Annotated in this window: 14 protein-coding genes, 1 tRNA gene and 1 rRNA gene; 6 read left to right on the forward strand and 10 right to left on the reverse strand. The window is 45.6% G+C overall.

Going from position 1 to position 16,783, the window contains the following annotated elements:
- Positions 1-127: 127 nt before the first annotated feature.
- Positions 128-238, forward strand: a 5S ribosomal RNA gene (gene rrf / locus DWU89_RS15725).
- Between the two features lie 59 nt (positions 239-297).
- Here the strand turns inward: rrf and cobC are convergent.
- From cobC to cbiB, 6 genes are read right to left on the reverse strand one after another with little or no spacing between them, the layout of a single operon-like run.
- The gene (gene cobC / locus DWU89_RS15730) at positions 298-831 is read right to left on the reverse strand and encodes an alpha-ribazole phosphatase (protein WP_115500587.1); all 534 of its coding nucleotides are present in this window, start codon (positions 829-831) and stop codon (positions 298-300) included.
- A gap of 11 nt (positions 832-842) precedes the next feature.
- Positions 843-1,595 carry an adenosylcobinamide-GDP ribazoletransferase gene (locus DWU89_RS15735; protein ID WP_115500588.1) on the reverse strand — a complete coding sequence of 251 codons (753 nt, stop codon included), beginning with the start codon at positions 1,593-1,595 and terminating at the stop codon, positions 843-845.
- Positions 1,596-1,631: 36 nt separating this feature from the next.
- Complete coding sequence (gene cobT / locus DWU89_RS15740; protein ID WP_115500589.1) at positions 1,632-2,669, reverse strand: nicotinate-nucleotide--dimethylbenzimidazole phosphoribosyltransferase; 1,038 nt, start codon at positions 2,667-2,669, stop codon at positions 1,632-1,634.
- 15 nt (positions 2,670-2,684) lie between these two features.
- Positions 2,685-3,200, reverse strand: a complete 516-nt coding sequence (locus tag DWU89_RS15745; protein WP_115500590.1) for a bifunctional adenosylcobinamide kinase/adenosylcobinamide-phosphate guanylyltransferase — start codon at positions 3,198-3,200, stop codon at positions 2,685-2,687.
- A 6-nt stretch (positions 3,201-3,206) separates the two neighbouring features.
- Entirely contained in the window at positions 3,207-3,797 is a 591-nt protein-coding gene (locus tag DWU89_RS15750; protein ID WP_115500591.1) for a S4 domain-containing protein, read from the reverse strand.
- 16 nt (positions 3,798-3,813) lie between these two features.
- On the reverse strand, positions 3,814-4,767 hold the full coding sequence (cbiB, locus tag DWU89_RS15755; RefSeq protein WP_115500592.1) for an adenosylcobinamide-phosphate synthase CbiB: 954 nt from the start codon (positions 4,765-4,767) through the stop codon (positions 3,814-3,816).
- A 121-nt stretch (positions 4,768-4,888) separates the two neighbouring features.
- On the opposite strand from cbiB, the gene DWU89_RS15760 reads away from it, so the two are divergent.
- Positions 4,889-5,884: an HU domain-containing protein gene (locus tag DWU89_RS15760; RefSeq protein WP_115500593.1), complete on the forward strand. Its 996-nt coding sequence runs from the start codon at positions 4,889-4,891 to the stop codon at positions 5,882-5,884.
- A gap of 113 nt (positions 5,885-5,997) precedes the next feature.
- On the opposite strand, the gene DWU89_RS15765 is transcribed toward DWU89_RS15760, so the two are convergent.
- Positions 5,998-6,204 (reverse strand): Arc family DNA-binding protein, encoded by a 207-nt coding sequence (locus DWU89_RS15765; protein WP_115500594.1) that lies wholly within the window; start codon positions 6,202-6,204, stop codon positions 5,998-6,000.
- Positions 6,205-6,222: 18 nt separating this feature from the next.
- The gene (locus DWU89_RS15770; protein WP_115500595.1) at positions 6,223-7,098 is read right to left on the reverse strand and encodes an SPFH domain-containing protein; all 876 of its coding nucleotides are present in this window, start codon (positions 7,096-7,098) and stop codon (positions 6,223-6,225) included.
- 134 nt (positions 7,099-7,232) lie between these two features.
- Here DWU89_RS15770 and DWU89_RS15775 point away from each other — a divergent pair, with 134 nt between their 5' ends.
- The 3 genes from DWU89_RS15775 to DWU89_RS15785 all read left to right on the forward strand — a co-directional run bounded on the left by DWU89_RS15775 (position 7,233) and on the right by DWU89_RS15785 (position 13,750).
- Positions 7,233-9,236, forward strand: a complete 2,004-nt coding sequence (locus tag DWU89_RS15775) for a tetratricopeptide repeat protein (protein ID WP_115500596.1) — start codon at positions 7,233-7,235, stop codon at positions 9,234-9,236.
- Positions 9,237-9,349: 113 nt separating this feature from the next.
- Positions 9,350-12,532 carry a TonB-dependent receptor gene (locus tag DWU89_RS15780; RefSeq protein WP_115500597.1) on the forward strand — a complete coding sequence of 1,061 codons (3,183 nt, stop codon included), beginning with the start codon at positions 9,350-9,352 and terminating at the stop codon, positions 12,530-12,532.
- A 6-nt stretch (positions 12,533-12,538) separates the two neighbouring features.
- Positions 12,539-13,750, forward strand: coding sequence for an alkaline phosphatase family protein (locus DWU89_RS15785; RefSeq protein ID WP_115500598.1), 1,212 nt, complete (start codon positions 12,539-12,541; stop codon positions 13,748-13,750).
- A gap of 76 nt (positions 13,751-13,826) precedes the next feature.
- Here DWU89_RS15785 and DWU89_RS15790 read toward each other — a convergent pair whose 3' ends face one another.
- Both DWU89_RS15790 and DWU89_RS15795 read right to left on the reverse strand, forming a co-directional pair.
- Complete coding sequence (locus DWU89_RS15790) at positions 13,827-14,042, reverse strand: winged helix-turn-helix domain-containing protein (protein WP_115500610.1); 216 nt, start codon at positions 14,040-14,042, stop codon at positions 13,827-13,829.
- A gap of 538 nt (positions 14,043-14,580) precedes the next feature.
- A tRNA-Glu gene (locus DWU89_RS15795) sits at positions 14,581-14,653 on the reverse strand.
- 260 nt (positions 14,654-14,913) lie between these two features.
- On the opposite strand from DWU89_RS15795, the gene mutA reads away from it, so the two are divergent.
- Positions 14,914-16,773 (forward strand): methylmalonyl-CoA mutase small subunit, encoded by a 1,860-nt coding sequence (gene mutA, locus DWU89_RS15800; RefSeq protein ID WP_115500599.1) that lies wholly within the window; start codon positions 14,914-14,916, stop codon positions 16,771-16,773.
- The last annotated feature ends 10 nt before the right edge of the window (positions 16,774-16,783 follow it).

Here is a 16,783-nt window from a genome sequence, read left to right on the forward strand (position 1 = left end):
TATCTAAAAGGAAAGGATTGATACGTCTGAAGGATTGATGATGAGAGTCATCAATAAGCTCAGAAATAAAAGTTACGCGACTCCAAAATGGAGTTGTCCAGTCAAAAATCTTAATATAAAAAGGTATTAAGGTGGTTATAGCGTTGGGGATCCACCTCTTCCCATTCCGAACAGAGAAGTTAAGCCCAACCACGTCGATGGTACTGCGTAAAAGTGGGAGAGTAGATAGCCGCCGTTTTAAAAGCGAAAGCGAAGTGAAGAGGAGTTAGTTCTTTATGAACTGGCTCCTTTTTCTGTTTAGGAAAGTTCTAATTTGATTACCGCACCGTAAGAAGGAACGTTTTTGAAAGCGTCTTTCAGTGCGTATTCTCCGTTATAAACACGGGCACAAGTCAAGACGCCGCCATGTGCAAAGAGACATACTTTCTGTAATCCGCTTTTTCTTAATTCGTCCAAAAAGGAACTGACCCGGTTGTATTGATCCTGCAAGGATTCGCCGGAAGGAGCCGGAATGTTGATCCAGTCGTCAAACCAATCTTTAGACCGGGGATCGGATGATAATTCTTCCCAGGATTTCATTTCCCATTCTCCGAAGTTGATCTCCTTGATACGGTTTTCTTTTTCTGCATCCGGATAACCGCAATAGGTTGCCAGGCGGACGCAGCGTGTAAGCGGGCTACACCATACTTTGTCGAATATATGTCCGGATAGCGTCTCTTTTACGACTTGTGCCTCTTCTTCAAAAGAGGGACGGAGCGGAACGTCTGTTTGTCCGTAAGCATAGCCTGCGGGTACATTGACGGATGTGTGTCTGACCAGGTAGATTTCCATGTTACATCGTTTTATATCGTTGTTGTATAAATGATAGCGATTCCTAAATAGAAGCTCAATTCGCAGAGCAGGAATGTGGCTCCGCAGCAATCACCCGTATAGCCTTGTATTTTCTTTTTCATCAGAGAGGTGAGCAGGTAAAAGGTGAGGACGGGTAACAGACCGGCCAGAAAATAGATCGGTTCGGGAAGCCAGAATATGGGAATCAGGGCGGTGAACAGGCAAAACGTGTATTCGCCTGTCGACATCCGGCTATAGACTGTTTTGTTTTTAGCTTCCTCTTCTTTACGCGCATAGGGTAGTCGGTTGATAATCATTCCTGCCACACCTTTAGAAAACGGGTCCCCGGCCAGTATTGCGCTTCCGGCAATCGCCAACGGCAAACTGCTTAGCAGGGTGTATAATAGTCCGAAATAGAGGATTAGCCCGATCACTCCGTAGCTGCCGATATGCGAGTCTTTCATAATCGAAAGAACGCGTTCGCGGGAAGTTCCTCCCCCAAAGCCGTCAAAGAAGTCGGCAAGTCCGTCTTCATGCAGGCAGCCGGTTATTAACAGGCGGGTGATGATAGCCAAAAGTAGGGCAACACTTGCCGGAAGTATCATCGAAGCGGTATAGAGCACGATCACGGAAAGCCCTGCTGTCAACCAGCCGACCAAAGCCCAACGGCTGACAACATTCTTGAAATATTCCGAAGGCACTTCAGCCAGTCTCCAGAAGGGCAACCGGGTGAAGAAGATGAAGGCGGCGAGGATACGGAGCATGGTTTAGTTGAAAATTAAAAGTTGAAAATTAATGCTTTAGAAATATTTGGTGATTGCAGCTTGTTTGAAGCTGTGCATTTCGTTGATCATGCGGACTGCCGACTCGACGATCGGATAGGCGCATACGGAACCGGAACCTTCGCCTAAGCGCAAACCGAGGTTCAAAAGCGGCTTTGCCTGCAGGACGTCCAATACGCGTTTATGTCCGGCTTCGTCACCGCAATGTCCGAATATGCAATAGGGCAGCATTTCAGGATACAGACGGGAGGCTGCCAGCACGCAATTCGTCATGATAAAGCCATCCACCAGGATAATCATATTCAGTTCGGCCGCACGTAGCATACCGCCAACAGCCATGACCATCTCGTATCCCCCGAAATAACGGATTACATCCAACGGGCTATTGTCACCCTGATAGTTGTCGAGTGCGCTTTTTAATACATTATATTTATGTCTGACTCCTTCGTTATCCAGGCCGCTGCCGGCTCCTACGCAGTCAATGAGAGGAATCCCAGTGAGGCAGGTCATCCACATACTGGATGCAGCCGTATTCCCGATTCCCATTTCTCCGAAACTGATCACATTACATCCTTCGTTATGGCAATCCGTCACGATGTCGGCACCATATTGGAGAGCTAATTCCATTTCTTCCTGTGTCATGGCCGCTTCGTGGAGAAAGTTGCGGGTCCCTTTCCTGATTTTGCGGTCGATCAGTTGCGGGATAGGTGGAAAATCGAAATCCACGCCTCCGTCTATGATCTTGATTTCAAAACCATGTTGGCGGGAAAGGAAGCAAACGCCTGCGCCTCCGTTCAGGAAGTTGTGGATCACCTGCCGGGTGACTTCTTTAGGGGATTTACTGACTCCCTCATCGGCAATGCCGTGATCCGAGGCATAGATTACGTTGACCGGATGATGCAGCGTGGGAGACAGGGTTTGTTGAATCAGGCCGATTTGCAGTGCAATTTCCTCGAGTGTACCCAGTGAACCTTTGGGTTTCGTCAGATTATCGATTTTATCCTGCAGAGCTGTGGTGAGAGCGGTGTCAGGCTTTTGAATGTTGAAAGAGATCATTGTATAGTGTTTTTATTATTTTACTTTCATGGGAATACCGCTGATCATCAGGACGACTTCATCGGCGCGGGATGCGATGTATTGGTTCAGCCAGCCTTGCAGGTCTGTGAACTTCCGCTGTACGGCATCCGGGGATACGCCTCCTAATCCGATTTCATTCGTAACGAATATCAGGTAAGCATCCTGGTCTGTGAACTTGTTAAATTCATCTTTCAGTTCGTCCAGCGAACGCTTGGTGTCGCCGTCACTGTCGAAGAAAAAGTTCGTACCCCAAAGCGTGACGCAATCAATCACGACAACACGTCCGCTCAAGTCGTGTCGGCTCAGGTATTTTTCTTCTTCGATGTTTGTCCACTCCGGTCCACGGTCAGCCTGATGGCGGAGCACACGCTGGCGAAATTCATCATCCCAGATGCGCGCCGTTGCCAGATAGACCGGGTTGGCCGCTAACGACAATGCGAGCCGTTCGGCATATTTGCTTTTCCCGGAACGCTGTCCGCCTGTCACCAAAACGATATGTTTGTCTGCCATTCTTTTTTATTCTCCTTTCGGTTTATTGCGTGATGCTGTTCGTCTCGCTTTGTTCGCCGGATTGTTTTTACTCGTCTTGCGCAAAGCGGCCGATTTAGGAGATGCTGCCAGCCGTTGTGCAACAGCCGAGCGGCCTAATGACTTCCCGAATTTAGGCTGCAAGGCTTCTTTCAGGTCTTTATCCAGACCGGCAGCCTTCGTCTCTTTCTTCGGCTTTTCTCCGTCACGTGCCGCATGGCGTGCCGCAGCATATTTGTTATATTTTACATATTTCCCCGGACGAGGTCCTTTCGAACCGCCCGGTTTCGATGTGCTTTTCTTTTCCGTTGCAGCCGCCTGAGGTTGTTCTTTCTTCTCTTGGCTACCGAATACCAGTTCCTGGGCTTTGCCGCGTGCCACACGGGCGTGGTCGGAGGCGTGTTTGCCGATTTGTACCCGGAGGTCGTCCAGCATGACGATGTCGCCCTCGGTTACTTTCTGTCCGACGTGAGGCAAGCTGCCGTTTACGGTCACGCGTCCTTCTTCGATAAATTTGTCTGCTTCCCTGCGGGAACAAAGACCGGAGTCGCTGATGAGTTTATTTAATCTTACTTCCATTATATGTGCGTATTATTTAGTGTATAATCGTTGATACTAAACAAACAATCAGTCCCATTGCAAGTTCTGTATTGCTGTTTATATTGATAGCAATTAACATGTCTTCGGTTGTAAAAGGCCGTTCGTTCGTCCCGATATAAGGCTTTTCGACCGGTTTCCCGAAATAGTCGTGCGTCCCCCCGAAACGGCAATTCAAAATGGCTGCAAGAGCCGATTCCGGATAGCCTGAGTTTGGACTTGCATGTGCAGGACCGAAGCGTTTGACGAACCCCTGTTTATTCAGATTGCCGGAGACAGCTAACATCAGCCAGGCTGTCAACCGGGCGGGAATGTAGTTGGCCAGATCGTCGAGCCTTGCGGCTATCTGCCCGAATTCGAAATAACGGTCATTTTTATAACCGATCATCGAGTCGAGCGTATTCACCATCTTATAGGCCATCATGCCGGGAAGTCCGAGCAGGGCAAACCAGAACATCGGGGCTATCACGCCGTCGCTCAGGTTCTCGGCAAGCGTTTCCAGGGCTGCCGCCCGTATTTCTTGCGGAGAAAGTCCGGATGTATCACGGCCGACAATTCTGCCGACCTGCTTGCGCCCTTCTTCCGTACTGTGGTCTACGGCTTCAAAAACAGCTTTAACTTCTTTGATCAGTGTTTTCCCCGCCAAACAGTAGAACACACCGATTCCGACCAAGAGGGAGGATAGTGGTGGATAAAAATATCCGGCCAGATACAGGATGCGTTCGCAAACCAGATAGGTGCCGATGACCAGCACAAGCGCCATGATTCCCCCTTTCAAAGCCCGGTTATCTCCCTTATTCATTGTCTTTTCGCCCAGGGAAATCACTTTCCCGAAACCGACAACCGGATGTGGCCATCCTTCCGGGTCGCCAAGTAAGCGGTCAGCCAGCCAGCCGCCTATAAAAGGGACGACTTTGGCCATATAGAATGATTGATGAATCCAGTAATACATAATAGCTACAAAGGTAAAAAATATAATTTTACTATTGTGTCATTTTGCAATTAGCATAGCAGGTTTAGAAAATGTATCCTGATTTCTTTTGCGGATTCGTGCAAATTCCTACCTTTGTTGTATGCTTAGAATCGTAACACATATTGAACGTTTGCTTTTGGCGCATGACTGTGTGATTGTGCCGAAGTTCGGAGGTTTTGTCCTGCAGACCGTTCCGGCCATGCAGAAAGTGGAAGAACATACGTTCCGCCCGTTGCGGAAAGAGATTGGTTTCAATATGACGCTGCAGCATAACGATGGGCTTCTGCCTGAGTCGTATATGCAGATGCACGGGGTGAATTATCGCCAGGCACAGTTGATGTTGGAAGAGGATGTGGAGGATATGAAAAAGACTTTGCAGCAATACAAGAAACTGTCGATGGGTGTGTTAGGTTCGTTCAGTATAGGTGAGGAAGGGCAGATGATTTTCCATCCGGGCGAAACCGAACTGTTTAGTGTCGGTTCGTATGGCCTGCCTGTTTTCCATTTTCCGGCTTTGCCCCCGTTGCAGGCAGAGCGGGAAGAAGTTGCGCTTCTTACAATCCCGGTCAATCGCAGGCTGATCCGTACTGCCGTTGCTTCTGTAGCCGCAGTGGCTTTGTTCTTGCTTGTTTCCACACCGGTGAAAGATGTCAACCAGGATGCTTATACGGCAAGCTTTGTTCCGACGGAAATGGTTTCGCAAAAGCCGGTTCTTGTTGAAAAGGCTATAGCTGAAAGTGTGCCGGAAAATGTTGTGCCGGAAGTAGAAGTCAAGACTGTCGCACCTGCTCCCAAGCGCGAAACAGTTGCGGCTAAACCTGTTGTGGTGCAACCTGCTGTTGCAAAGAAAGAGGTAAAAGCCAATCCTAAAATGTATCATATAGTAATTGCCAGTTTCCCTTCTGAAGCACAGGCTGATGAGTTTATTGCCGGTGTAGACCGGGCGGAATGTAAGCATGTCAGTAAGGTGGTTCGCGACGGGAAATACCGTATCTATGCCGATAAGTTTGATAACCGGGCAGATGCGGAAACTTATATGGCGACTCTCCGCAGTAATCCGAAGTATAAGGATGCTTGGCTGTTTATTAGCCGTTGATAAGCGCCGGTTTGTTTCATCCGGTAGAAAATAAAATTTCCTTCGGATGAAAAGTTGTTTTCTACCGAAGGAAATTAAAAAACGTCCGGACAGGTTTTCGTTATTATTGTTTTCTACTCTTTTTCTTCTTCTTCAGTTTTTGCTTTTCGCTTTTTCTTGAACCGGCCTGCTTTGCGTAAAGCCTGGTCCAAGATGTACTGTATCTGGCCATTGGTGCTACGAAACTCGTCCGCAGCCCAGGCTTCGATCGCTTCCATCATCTCCGCGTCTACACGCAGGATGAAGCTTTTGACCGTATTCCCATTTTCCTTTTTGGCCATGTTTTGTGTTACTATTAATTATTGATATAGTGTTCCTGTGTTGACTACAGGCTGTGCGGATTCGTCTGCGCAAAGGACAACCAGCAAATTACTGACCATTGCAGCTTTCCGTTCTTCATCCAGTTCGACGACTCCGTCTTTCTTTAATTTATCCAGTGCCAGATGAACCATGCTGACTGCTCCTTCGACAATCCGTTCGCGGGCGGCAATAATAGCATCTGCCTGCTGACGGCGTAGCATCACGCTGGCAATTTCGGATGCGTAGGCCAGATAGTTGATGCGGGCTTCTACGATTTCAATCCCGGCGATGTCGAGGCGGCTGTTGAGCTCTGCTTCGAGACGCTTGGTTACTTCTCCGCTTTCGTCTGAACGGAGTGTAACCTTATCGATGGTTTCATTCGTATCGTAAGCGTACATGCCTGCAACCTGGCGAAGGGCGGCGTCGCTTTGTATCTGGACAAATTCCCGGATATTCCCGGAAATATCAAAACTGGCTTTATAGGTGTCTTTAATCTTCCATACGACCACTGCACCGATCATAATCGGATTCCCTACTTTGTCGTTCACCTTAATAGGCTCGATGTTTAGGTTTAGAACACGTAGCGTCACAGTCGATTTCTGAAAGAGCGGATTTACCCAATAAAAGCCGTTTGTCATAATCGTTCCTACATATCTTCCGAAAAATGTCAGCACACGAGAATTGTTCGGTTGAATAATCATAAATCCCGGAATCATGATGCTTGCGCATATTGCGCATATTACGCCGATAACCGTACTCCATATCGCTGAAAGAGACAGTAGATATACTGCTGCTCCTACTAAGACCAGGATGATAAGCACTGCCATAAATCCTGATAACTTAGTGCCGTCGAAACTCTTTTCCTGTGTAGTCATAATGATTAGTATTTGATATTATTTTGATATCACAAAGTAAAGCAATGTTTCGGACGTTTGCAAATAAATTATGAACTTTTTATAAGCAGATATATAAAATATTCTATAGCTTTGTCTACTCAAAAAATACACGATTGGAATTTCAGCTCGATACAGATAATAAGGAGTTTCAGGATGCCTTGCAACTGATCACTCATACGCGACAGTCCGTCTTTCTGACCGGGAAGGCTGGGACGGGTAAGTCTACGTTTCTGAAGTATATTTGCGGACATACGAAAAAGAAATATGTCGTATTGGCGCCGACGGGGATTGCAGCGATTAATGCGGAGGGAGTGACGCTCCACTCTTTTTTCAAGTTGCCGTTCCGTCCGATGCTCCCCGACGATCCGGATTTGAGCTTGAAGAATGGACGCATATTCGAGTTTTTCAAATATACGAAGAAACACCGTAAGCTGATTGAGGAAGTCGAACTGATCATCATCGACGAGATTTCGATGGTCAGGGCCGATATTATCGATTGTGTAGACCGCGTCCTGCGGGTATTTTCCGGTAATATGCGCTTGCCGTTCGGTGGAAAGCAGCTGTTGTTTGTCGGAGATGTTTTTCAGTTGGAACCGGTCGTGCCATCCGACCAGAAAGAGATATTAAGTCTTTTCTATGCCAGTCCGTTCTTTTTCTCGGCCCGTGTATTTAAGAATATTAATTTGGTTCCTATCGAATTGCAGAAGGTTTACCGGCAGACTGATCCGGTCTTTATCAATATTCTGGACCGTATCCGTAATAATGCAGCCCGAAAACAGGAACTGGATATTTTGAATGCCCGTTATTTTCCTGATTTTACTCCCCGTAACGAAGATATGTATATTACGCTTGCAACCCGCCGTGACCAGGTGGATTTCATTAATGAGCGGAAACTGGCGGAACTTCCGGGAGAAGAGTTTATCTCCAAGGGGAAGATTGAAGGCGATTTTCCGGAATCGTCGTTGCCGACGCAGTTGAATCTGTCCATCAAGGAACAGGCGCAGGTTATTTTTATCGATAACGATTATGAGCGGCGCTGGGTGAACGGGACGATCGGCATGGTGTCCGGAATCGACGAGAACGGAAATGTCTTTGTCCTGCTTGAAGACGGAAGGGAATATCTGGTGGAACCGACTTCCTGGCGTAACTATAAATATAAGTATAACGAAAAGGAGAAGAAGGTGGAAGAGGAGATTGTCGGCACTTTCGAACAACTTCCGATTCGCCTGGCATGGGCGATAACCGTGCATAAGAGCCAAGGGCTTACTTTCAGCCGGGTTGTGGTGGACTTGACCGGTGGCGTTTTTGCCGGCGGGCAGACCTATGTGGCTTTAAGCCGTTGTACGTCTTTGGACGGCCTGGTGCTGAAAAGCCGGATTTCGTCTCATGACATATTTGTGCGGAAAGAAATCGTGCAATTCAGCCAGCAGTTTAACGACCGCCAACTGATCGAGAAAAGCCTGCAGGAAAGTGAAGCCGAATTATTGTATGCCCGTGCCGTCCACAGCTTCAAGTCCGGGAATATAAAAGAGGCTGTCGAAGCATTTGCCGCCGCTGTCGGCAAGCGGAACGAATTGGGCAAGCCGGAAGTGCAACGCCTGCTTCGTTTGAAGCTGCAAACGATGAATACGCAACAGGCACAGATCAAGAAACTCCGGGAGGAGCTGTACGCCCAGCGTGAAGTGCAGAAAGAATATGCCCACGAATATTACCTGATGGGAAATGAATGTATAACGAAAGCCCACGATCCGAACGCTGCTATCCGTTCTTTTGATAAAGCACTCAAACTTTACCCCGAATATGTGGATGCCTGGGTACGCAAAGGAGTGACGTTGCTCGATTTGGGTGACGGTTTTCAGGCGGTCACCTGCCTGAATGAAGCTGTGCGTTTGAACCCGCAGTCATTCAAAGCGCGTTATAATCGAGGAAAATCTTATCTCCAGTTGAAATATTATGACGAGGCTGTTTCCGATTTTATGAAAGCTGTCGATCTTAAGCCTAAACATGCCGCAGCCCATGAATATCTTGCGGAAGCTTTTTTGCATATAGGGGAGAAAGAGCTGGCACGGCAGCATCAGGACATAGCCGATAGTCTTCGTGATGGTGAAGACAGTTAATGTTTTGTCTCTAAATTTATACAGAAATGTAATAAAAAGGTGATAATAAGATTGTATATTTGTGGCGTAATGTTAAAAAATATAGGGGGTTAAATTAAAAAGAGAATTTCTGTATGAAAAAAAGTTATCTGCTGTCTTTGTTTTTATTGATCTGTATGAGTGTTTCCGTACAGGCTCAGGTGACAACTTCCGCTTTGAGTGGAAAGGTTATCGATGATCAGAATGAGAGTATTATTGGAGCGACTGTGGTGGCGGTGCACGAACCGTCCGGAACTGTGTACGGTGCAGTTACAAATGTGGATGGCCGCTATACAATACAAGGTATGCGTACCGGTGGTCCATATAAAGTGGAGATTTCTTATGTCGGTTATCAAAAAGATGTTTTTACAGATATCAGGTTGGAATTGGGTAATACGTTTGTATTGGATGCAACTATGCAACCCAGTTCGCAACAATTAGGGGAAGTTGTTGTAACGGCAGATGCTAAGAAGAAAATCGGAGCATCGGAAAACTTTTCTGCTAACAGGATCCAGTCAACTCCGACTGTCGACCGTAATATTTATGATGTGGTGAAGAATATGCCGATGGCAATGACTTCCAAGAATGGGGGTATTTCTTTCGCCGGTTCCAATAACCGGTATAACAGTTTTCAGATCGACGGAACAGTCAGTAATGATGTATTTGGATTAGCTCCGTCAGGAACAAATGGTGGTCAAACCAATGCCAATCCCATTTCAATGGATGCTATTCAGGAAATCCAGGTTGTAGTCGCTCCTTTTGATGTTCGCCAGAGCGGTTTTACCGGAGGTGGTATCAACGCTATTACCAAACAAGGAAATAACACTTTCCATGCGTCGGCTTATTCTTATTTTACGAATGAGAGCCTTTATGGAAAATACAATGCCTTTAAAGATAATGTAAAGGACAAACTTTCCGAACAGTCGACCAAGACATTTGGCGGTACGTTGAGCGGTCCGATCATTAAAGACAAACTGTTCTTCTTCGCCAATGTCGAGAACCGTAAGGAGTCTTATCCTTCACGTTTTTATGCCGGCTATGATGCGAAGGGCTTTACAGTAGATATGGCAAAGACTATTGCTGATAAGTATGAACAATATACAGGTATTCGTGAAGGCTACGGCCCGCGTGATGTAGATCAGAAAGCATTCAGCTTCCTGGGACGTATCGACTGGAATATCGACCAACACAACAAGCTGGCTTTCCGCTATCAGCTGAATAATTCATACGACGATATCTACAGCCCGGCCAACATGACCTATTTCTTTAATAACAGTGGTTACCGGATGAAGAATAAAACGAATTCATTCGTGGCAGAATGGAACTCTCACTTGAATAATGCTTTATATAATGAATTCCGTGCAAGTCTTACGACAGTGCGCGACCAACGCGAAGTTGCCTATCAAGGGCCGAATGTAAAGATTAACGGTAGCGATAACAGCGGGACGAATAACACGACTGTCAATATCGGTACGGAATATTCTTCCGGAGCCAATGCGCTGGATCAGGATATTTATACATTTGAAGATAACCTCTCCTGGTATAAGGGCAATCATACTTTTACTTTTGGTACACATAACGAGATATTCCGGATGAAGAACCTGTTTATCCAGGCGGTTACCGGTTCCTGGGAGTTCGGTTCGATGGACGCATTCCTGAACGACAGCCCGTCTAAGTATGTATTTAAATATACAGACCCGGATGTTACGGGCGGTGACTACCAATATACACCTATTATAAAAGCCGGTCAATTCGGTTTCTATGCTCAGGACAATTGGATGGTTACCAATCGTTTCTCTTTGACCTACGGTCTGCGTTTCGATATTCCGTTGCTGTTTAATGATCCGACTGTCAACAATGAGTTTAATGAGTATGCCGCCAGCAAGAATATTGAGGAAAGAGTAGGGGAAATGCCCGGTGCAAAAGTGATGGTTTCACCCCGTTTGGGATTCCGCTGGTACACGGATGATAGCCGGAATACGCTGATTCGTGGTGGAGTCGGTTTGTTCACTGGCCGTGTTCCTTTCGTATGGCTTTCCAATGCTTATAACAATACAGGTATCGAGCAGAAAGGTACGACAATCTTTGCTTCCGGATCTTCACCAGCTCCTTCTTTAGGACAGTATGCGAAAGATCCTATCGGTGCCATGAATTCGCAATCAGGAAGCCCTGCTACGCCCGATATCGTAACAGTATCCAAGAGTTTCAAATATCCGCAGGTATTCCGTGCGAATCTGGCATTGGAACAGATGTTGCCGGGAGATGTAAGGATGACGGTAGAGGGCCTTTATTCCAAGACATTTAATAATGTATATTTTGAAAACCTGGCTTTGTCGAGCAATGCAAAAGTCTATGCTGTTCCGGGTGTAGAGGCTTCGGCTACTCCTTTTTATTCGGTTGATAAGAAATATTTCAGTATTACCAATTTGAAGAATACAAATGATGGCTATACTTATTCATTGTCAGCTCTGTTTGAAAAGAGTTTCGACTTTGGTTTGGGCTTGGCTGCATCTTATACATTCGGACATTCCAAATCTGTTTATGACGGAACATCTTCCGTTGCCTATTCTAACTGGAAATATAATTATGCAGTAGATACCAATAACCCGGGTCTGGCTTATTCCATGTTTGATATACCTCACCGTGTAATGGCTTCTGTTTCTTATACGACACCCCGTTATGCTAACGGATTCCTGGCTACAACCGTTTCCCTTATTTATAACGGATACGTAGGACAGCGTTATAGCCTGACGATGAATGAGTCCTATTATAATGCTGATACAAAGAAAACGGTCTATATCGATTATAATGGTGATGGCTGGGGAGGTAACTCACTGTTGTATATCCCGACTGAAGACGAGTTGAAAAAGATGGACTTCAAGACAGAAGAAGATCGTCAGAACTTTAATAACTGGATTGAAGGCGACAGCTATGCGAAGAAACACCGTGGACAATATGCCGACAGAAATTCAAATTCTGCCCCATGGGAAAACCGGATTGATCTGCATGTGGCACAGGATATCTTTGTGTTGAAAGCACGCGGTAGTAAGTTCCAGGTGACATTCGACGTAACCAACTTTGCCAATATGCTGAATAAAAAGTGGGGATCTTCTTATGCAGCGGCTTATAACGTAATGCCATTGCAGGTGATCGGAAATAAGAAAGGTGATGATGGCAACTATACGAACACGTATGCTTATAATTCGAAGAATACGATTACAAAGAACGATCTTTTGTCTCGCTGGCATGCCCAAATCGGAGTTAAATATATATTCTAATTGTAAATGTATAGATTTCTTACTGTAATATTGATTGGCCTTTTCTCGATAATTTATTTATCGATAGCCGGATGTACTGCCCATTCTAAGAAAGAGCATTATGTCGTAGTCCTTTCGATGGATGGTTTTCGTTCCGATTATCCTTTGCATGCTCATACGCCGACATTGGATTCTTTGGCACGGGTCGGGGTGAAAGCTGCCTTTCGCCCCAGTTTTCCGAGCGTGACTTTTCCGAATCATTACAGTATGGCAACAGGTTTGCATCCCGACCATCACGGATTGGTGAGTAATTTCTTTTATGCCCCCGATCTGGATAGTATTTATCTGCTTGGCAAGCCCAATCCTGACTTTTTCGGAGGAGAACCGATCTGGAATACTGCTGAAAAGCAAGGTGTGCGGACTGCCTCGTTTTATTGGGTCGGAAGTGAATATCCGATACAAGGCCGCCAGCCTTCTGTCTGGAAGCCATTTGATAAGAATGTTCCTTTTTCAGATCGTGCAGATTCAGTGATTGCCTGGTTGCAATTGCCTGAAAAAGTCCGTCCTCATCTGATTATGTGGTATATGGAAGAACCGGATGCCATCGGCCATAAGGTTGGTCCCGACGCAGCCGAGACACTTTCGACGGTAGAAGAGTTGGACCGGATATTAGGAGATTTCTTTGCCAAAGCGCGTAAGTTGAAGATATTTAATAAGATTGATTTTATAGTTCTTTCCGATCACGGTATGGCAACGATTCATCCGGAGAATTTTGTGAACCTGAGTGATTACCTTCCGCGTGACAGCTTTGAGTATGTGTTCGACGGCGTACCGACTTTGCTTTATCCGAAGCCGACTTATACGGATAGCGCTTATGCAATCCTGAAACGTGTGCCTCATATTACAGTATGGAAAAAGAATGAGATTCCGGAAAAGTATGTGTATGGTAAAAATCCGCGTGTCGGAGATTTGTTTGTACAACCGGATGTCGGAACGTATGTGCTTTTCCGTCCCGGAGCGCGGTCTACCTTAGCTGCTACACACGGATATGACAATTATGCTCCCGAGATGGAGGCAATCTTTTATGCGGCAGGACCGTCGTTCAAACAAAATGTAGAACTTCCGGTTATGGCAAATGTAAATTTGTATCTGATGATAGCCCGCTTACTAAACTTGCAGCCGGCTCCGAATGATGGAGATAGTGCGGTGGTTTCAACCTTATTCAGAAAGGAAAAATAAAGAATCTTGTCCTGATGTTGTAGCATCTGTCGTCTGTAGGAAACAGTTGGCAGATGCTGCAAACATCATAAATCATTTAATAATAGCAATTCGCTCCCGGAGAAAAAGCCAATTGGCTGCTGGCACTCTTGATTTCGATTTTGTTTTCTCTTGCCAGCCATCCGATAGCGGACCACAGATCAGCTTCTGTTAAAGCTGTAGCCCTTTTCAACTCCTCAAAACTCCAACATCCGCCATCCAGCAATAAATTGCAGATGGCACCGGCATTTAATCCTATAGTCCCTTTATTCATGATAAACTCCATTTTATGTTATCTGTTATGTAAACTATAAACAAAGCAGAAGGAAGAAAAGATTAATGCCTCCCTGTGTTTTTATAGAGTTTTAAAAACTGATAATATGTTTTATGGGCTCACCCGATAATCATTGGGGAAAATACATCATTTATGGTTCAAAACTACTTACAACTGTAAACAAGCGTGAAGGTCCTGACTCGTCAAGATCGGCTGCGAAATAGTATTGCAGTGCTTCATGGGGTTATAGTGCCGTAAAGGAATGAATAACCCGGCAGATAGAATGAATGATGCGGAATGTGTGCCTCCTCCGTACCTACCCGCTATTCATGTCACAGCCGTGAAACAAAAGAAATCCAACCGTAACATAGAAGGAAGACAGTTGTGACATAAAAGGAATACAGTCGTAACATGCAATAGAGGACCAAGGTTTATCCGTTATTGATTCATTATTTTCCCCCAAGAAATATCGGGTGAGCCGTTTTATGTAGATGATGAGGGAAAATAAAAGCCTGCGGTTTCTACCACAGGCTTTTAGTAGTGCGTCCGGGGGTCGAACCCGAGTTTCCGCCGTGAGAGGGCGGCGTCCTGGACCACTAGACGAATGCACCAGTTTGTCTTGTTAGACGCTGCGAAATTAGTAAATATTTTATTCCGGTGTATCGTTAGAGGGATTTTTTTCGAAGAAAATATTTGCTTTTTGTCATTCTGGTACAGATTTAGGCCTTTCTCCACTAAAAGGCGTTAAAAGAGGCTGCAAATTCGCTTGTATTTCATTTGTGTTCAAGTTTATTTATTCTACCTTTGCCATCTGTTATTGAACAATATACTATTGAACATTACTAATCTCAGTAATAAAATAACTAATATTATGGCAGAACTAAAAGAAAAACTATTCTCAGAATTCGCCCCGGTGTCAACAGAAGACTGGGTTGCGAAGATTACGGCCGACCTGAAAGGGGCTCCGTTTGAGAAGAAGCTTGTATGGAAAACAGGAGAAGGATTTAATGCGAATCCTTTTTATCGTTTGGAAGATTTGGAAGGTTTAAAGACAACGACCTCTCTTCCTGGTGAATTTCCTTATGTGCGTGGCACAAAGAAGGATAATGACTGGTATGTACGCCAGAACATTGAGGTGACTTGCTTTAAAGCTGCAAACGAGAAAGCGCTTGACATCTTGAATAAAGGTGTAACTTCTCTCGGTTTTATCATCAAGGGTGATGAAGTGAGTGCCGAAAACATTGCTACTTTGCTGAACGGCATTTGTCCGGAATGTGTTGAACTGAACTTCAATACATGCCTTTGCAAAGCAGAAAAACTGATTGGTATTCTGGCTGAATACTTTACTTCAAAAGGCGTTGATCTTACAAAATGTGCCGGTTCGGTCAATTATGATCCGTTTAAGAAACCGTTGATCAAGGGACACAAAAACGAAAATTGGGTAGAAGCTGCATCTGCTGTGCTCAAAGCAGGCGAAGCGTTGCCTAAATACAAAGTTTTGGCGGTGAATGCATTTGAATTGAACAATGCCGGTGCTTATATTTCTCAGGAATTGGGTTATGCCCTGGCTTGGGGTAACGAATTGCTGGCAAAGTTGACAGATGCAGGCTTTGATGTTACAGAAGTTGCCAAGAAGATTAAGTTCAACTTTGGTATCAGCTCCAATTATTTCATGGAAATTGCAAAGTTCCGTGCTGCCCGTTGGTTGTGGGCTGAGATTGTAGCGGCTTACAAGCCGTCTTGCAATTGTGCTTGCAAAATGAATGTACATGCACAGACTTCCCAGTGGAACATGACGGTTTATGATGCTCACGTAAACTTGTTGCGTTCACAGACGGAAGCAATGTCTGCTGCTATTGCCGGAGTCGATTCCATTACGGTTCGTCCGTTCGATGAAATATTCGAAACACCGGATGATTTCTCCGAACGTATTGCACGTAACCAACAGTTGCTGCTGAAAGAAGAATGCCACCTGGATAAAGTAGTCGATCCGGCTGCCGGTTCCTACAGTGTGGAAGTTTTCACAAACTCGATTGCTGATGTTGCTTGGAAGCTCTTCCTCGAAACAGAAGAAAAAGGCGGTTTCGGAGCGTTGGCAAATGCCGGAGAAATCCAGGCTGCCGTAAATGCTTCTAATGCTGCTCGCCATAAGGCGATTGCTACCCGTCGTGAGGTATTGCTGGGTACGAACCAGTTCCCGAACTTCACGGAAGTTGCTGCTGAAAAGATCAAGCGCGATGGCGCTTCTTGCAGCTGTGGACATGCTTGTAGCGAAGCTGAGATTGCAACATTGGGCTTTGACCGTGGTGCTTCTGAATTTGAATCTTTGCGTTTGGCAACAGAGAAGAGCGGCAAGACTCCGAAAGCATTCATGCTGACAATCGGAAATCTGGCAATGCGTCTGGCCCGTTCGCAGTTCTCTTGCAACTTCTTTGCTTGTGCCGGTTATAAAACAATCGATAATTTAGGTTTTGACACAGTTGAGGAAGGTATTGAAGCAGCTCTTGCTGCCGGTGCCGAGATTGTTGTCTTGTGTTCGAGCGACGATGAATATGCAGAACTTGCTCCGGCTGCCTTCAAGGCGTTGGACGGTCGTGCAGAGTTTGTTGTGGCTGGTGCTCCGGCTTGTATGGAAGACCTGAAAGCATTAGGCATCGATCAGTTTGTAAATGTAAAGAGCAACGTGCTTGAAACATTGCAGGCTTTCAATGCAAAATTAGGTATTAACTGATTATGAATTA

This window comes from Parabacteroides acidifaciens (assembly GCF_003363715.1).
Classification (GTDB): domain Bacteria; phylum Bacteroidota; class Bacteroidia; order Bacteroidales; family Tannerellaceae; genus Parabacteroides; species Parabacteroides acidifaciens.

Bases quoted from the DNA above. Each gene is read 5' to 3' on its own strand.
- DWU89_RS15790 (WP_115500610.1), bottom strand. From the start codon at position 14,042: ATGAATAAAGGGACTATAGGATTAAATGCCGGTGCCATCTGCAATTTA.
- cobC (WP_115500587.1), bottom strand. From the start codon at position 831: ATGGAAATCTACCTGGTCAGACACACATCCGTCAATGTACCCGCAGGC.
- DWU89_RS15780 (WP_115500597.1), top strand. From the start codon at position 9,350: ATGAAAAAAAGTTATCTGCTGTCTTTGTTTTTATTGATCTGTATGAGT.
- DWU89_RS15735 (WP_115500588.1), bottom strand. From the start codon at position 1,595: ATGCTCCGTATCCTCGCCGCCTTCATCTTCTTCACCCGGTTGCCCTTC.
- DWU89_RS15760 (WP_115500593.1), top strand. From the start codon at position 4,889: ATGCTTAGAATCGTAACACATATTGAACGTTTGCTTTTGGCGCATGAC.
- DWU89_RS15770 (WP_115500595.1), bottom strand. From the start codon at position 7,098: ATGACTACACAGGAAAAGAGTTTCGACGGCACTAAGTTATCAGGATTT.
- DWU89_RS15765 (WP_115500594.1), bottom strand. From the start codon at position 6,204: ATGGCCAAAAAGGAAAATGGGAATACGGTCAAAAGCTTCATCCTGCGT.
- DWU89_RS15745 (WP_115500590.1), bottom strand. From the start codon at position 3,200: ATGGCAGACAAACATATCGTTTTGGTGACAGGCGGACAGCGTTCCGGG.
- DWU89_RS15785 (WP_115500598.1), top strand. From the start codon at position 12,539: ATGTATAGATTTCTTACTGTAATATTGATTGGCCTTTTCTCGATAATT.
- cobT (WP_115500589.1), bottom strand. From the start codon at position 2,669: ATGATCTCTTTCAACATTCAAAAGCCTGACACCGCTCTCACCACAGCT.
- cbiB (WP_115500592.1), bottom strand. From the start codon at position 4,767: ATGTATTACTGGATTCATCAATCATTCTATATGGCCAAAGTCGTCCCT.
- DWU89_RS15750 (WP_115500591.1), bottom strand. From the start codon at position 3,797: ATGGAAGTAAGATTAAATAAACTCATCAGCGACTCCGGTCTTTGTTCC.
- mutA (WP_115500599.1), top strand. From the start codon at position 14,914: ATGGCAGAACTAAAAGAAAAACTATTCTCAGAATTCGCCCCGGTGTCA.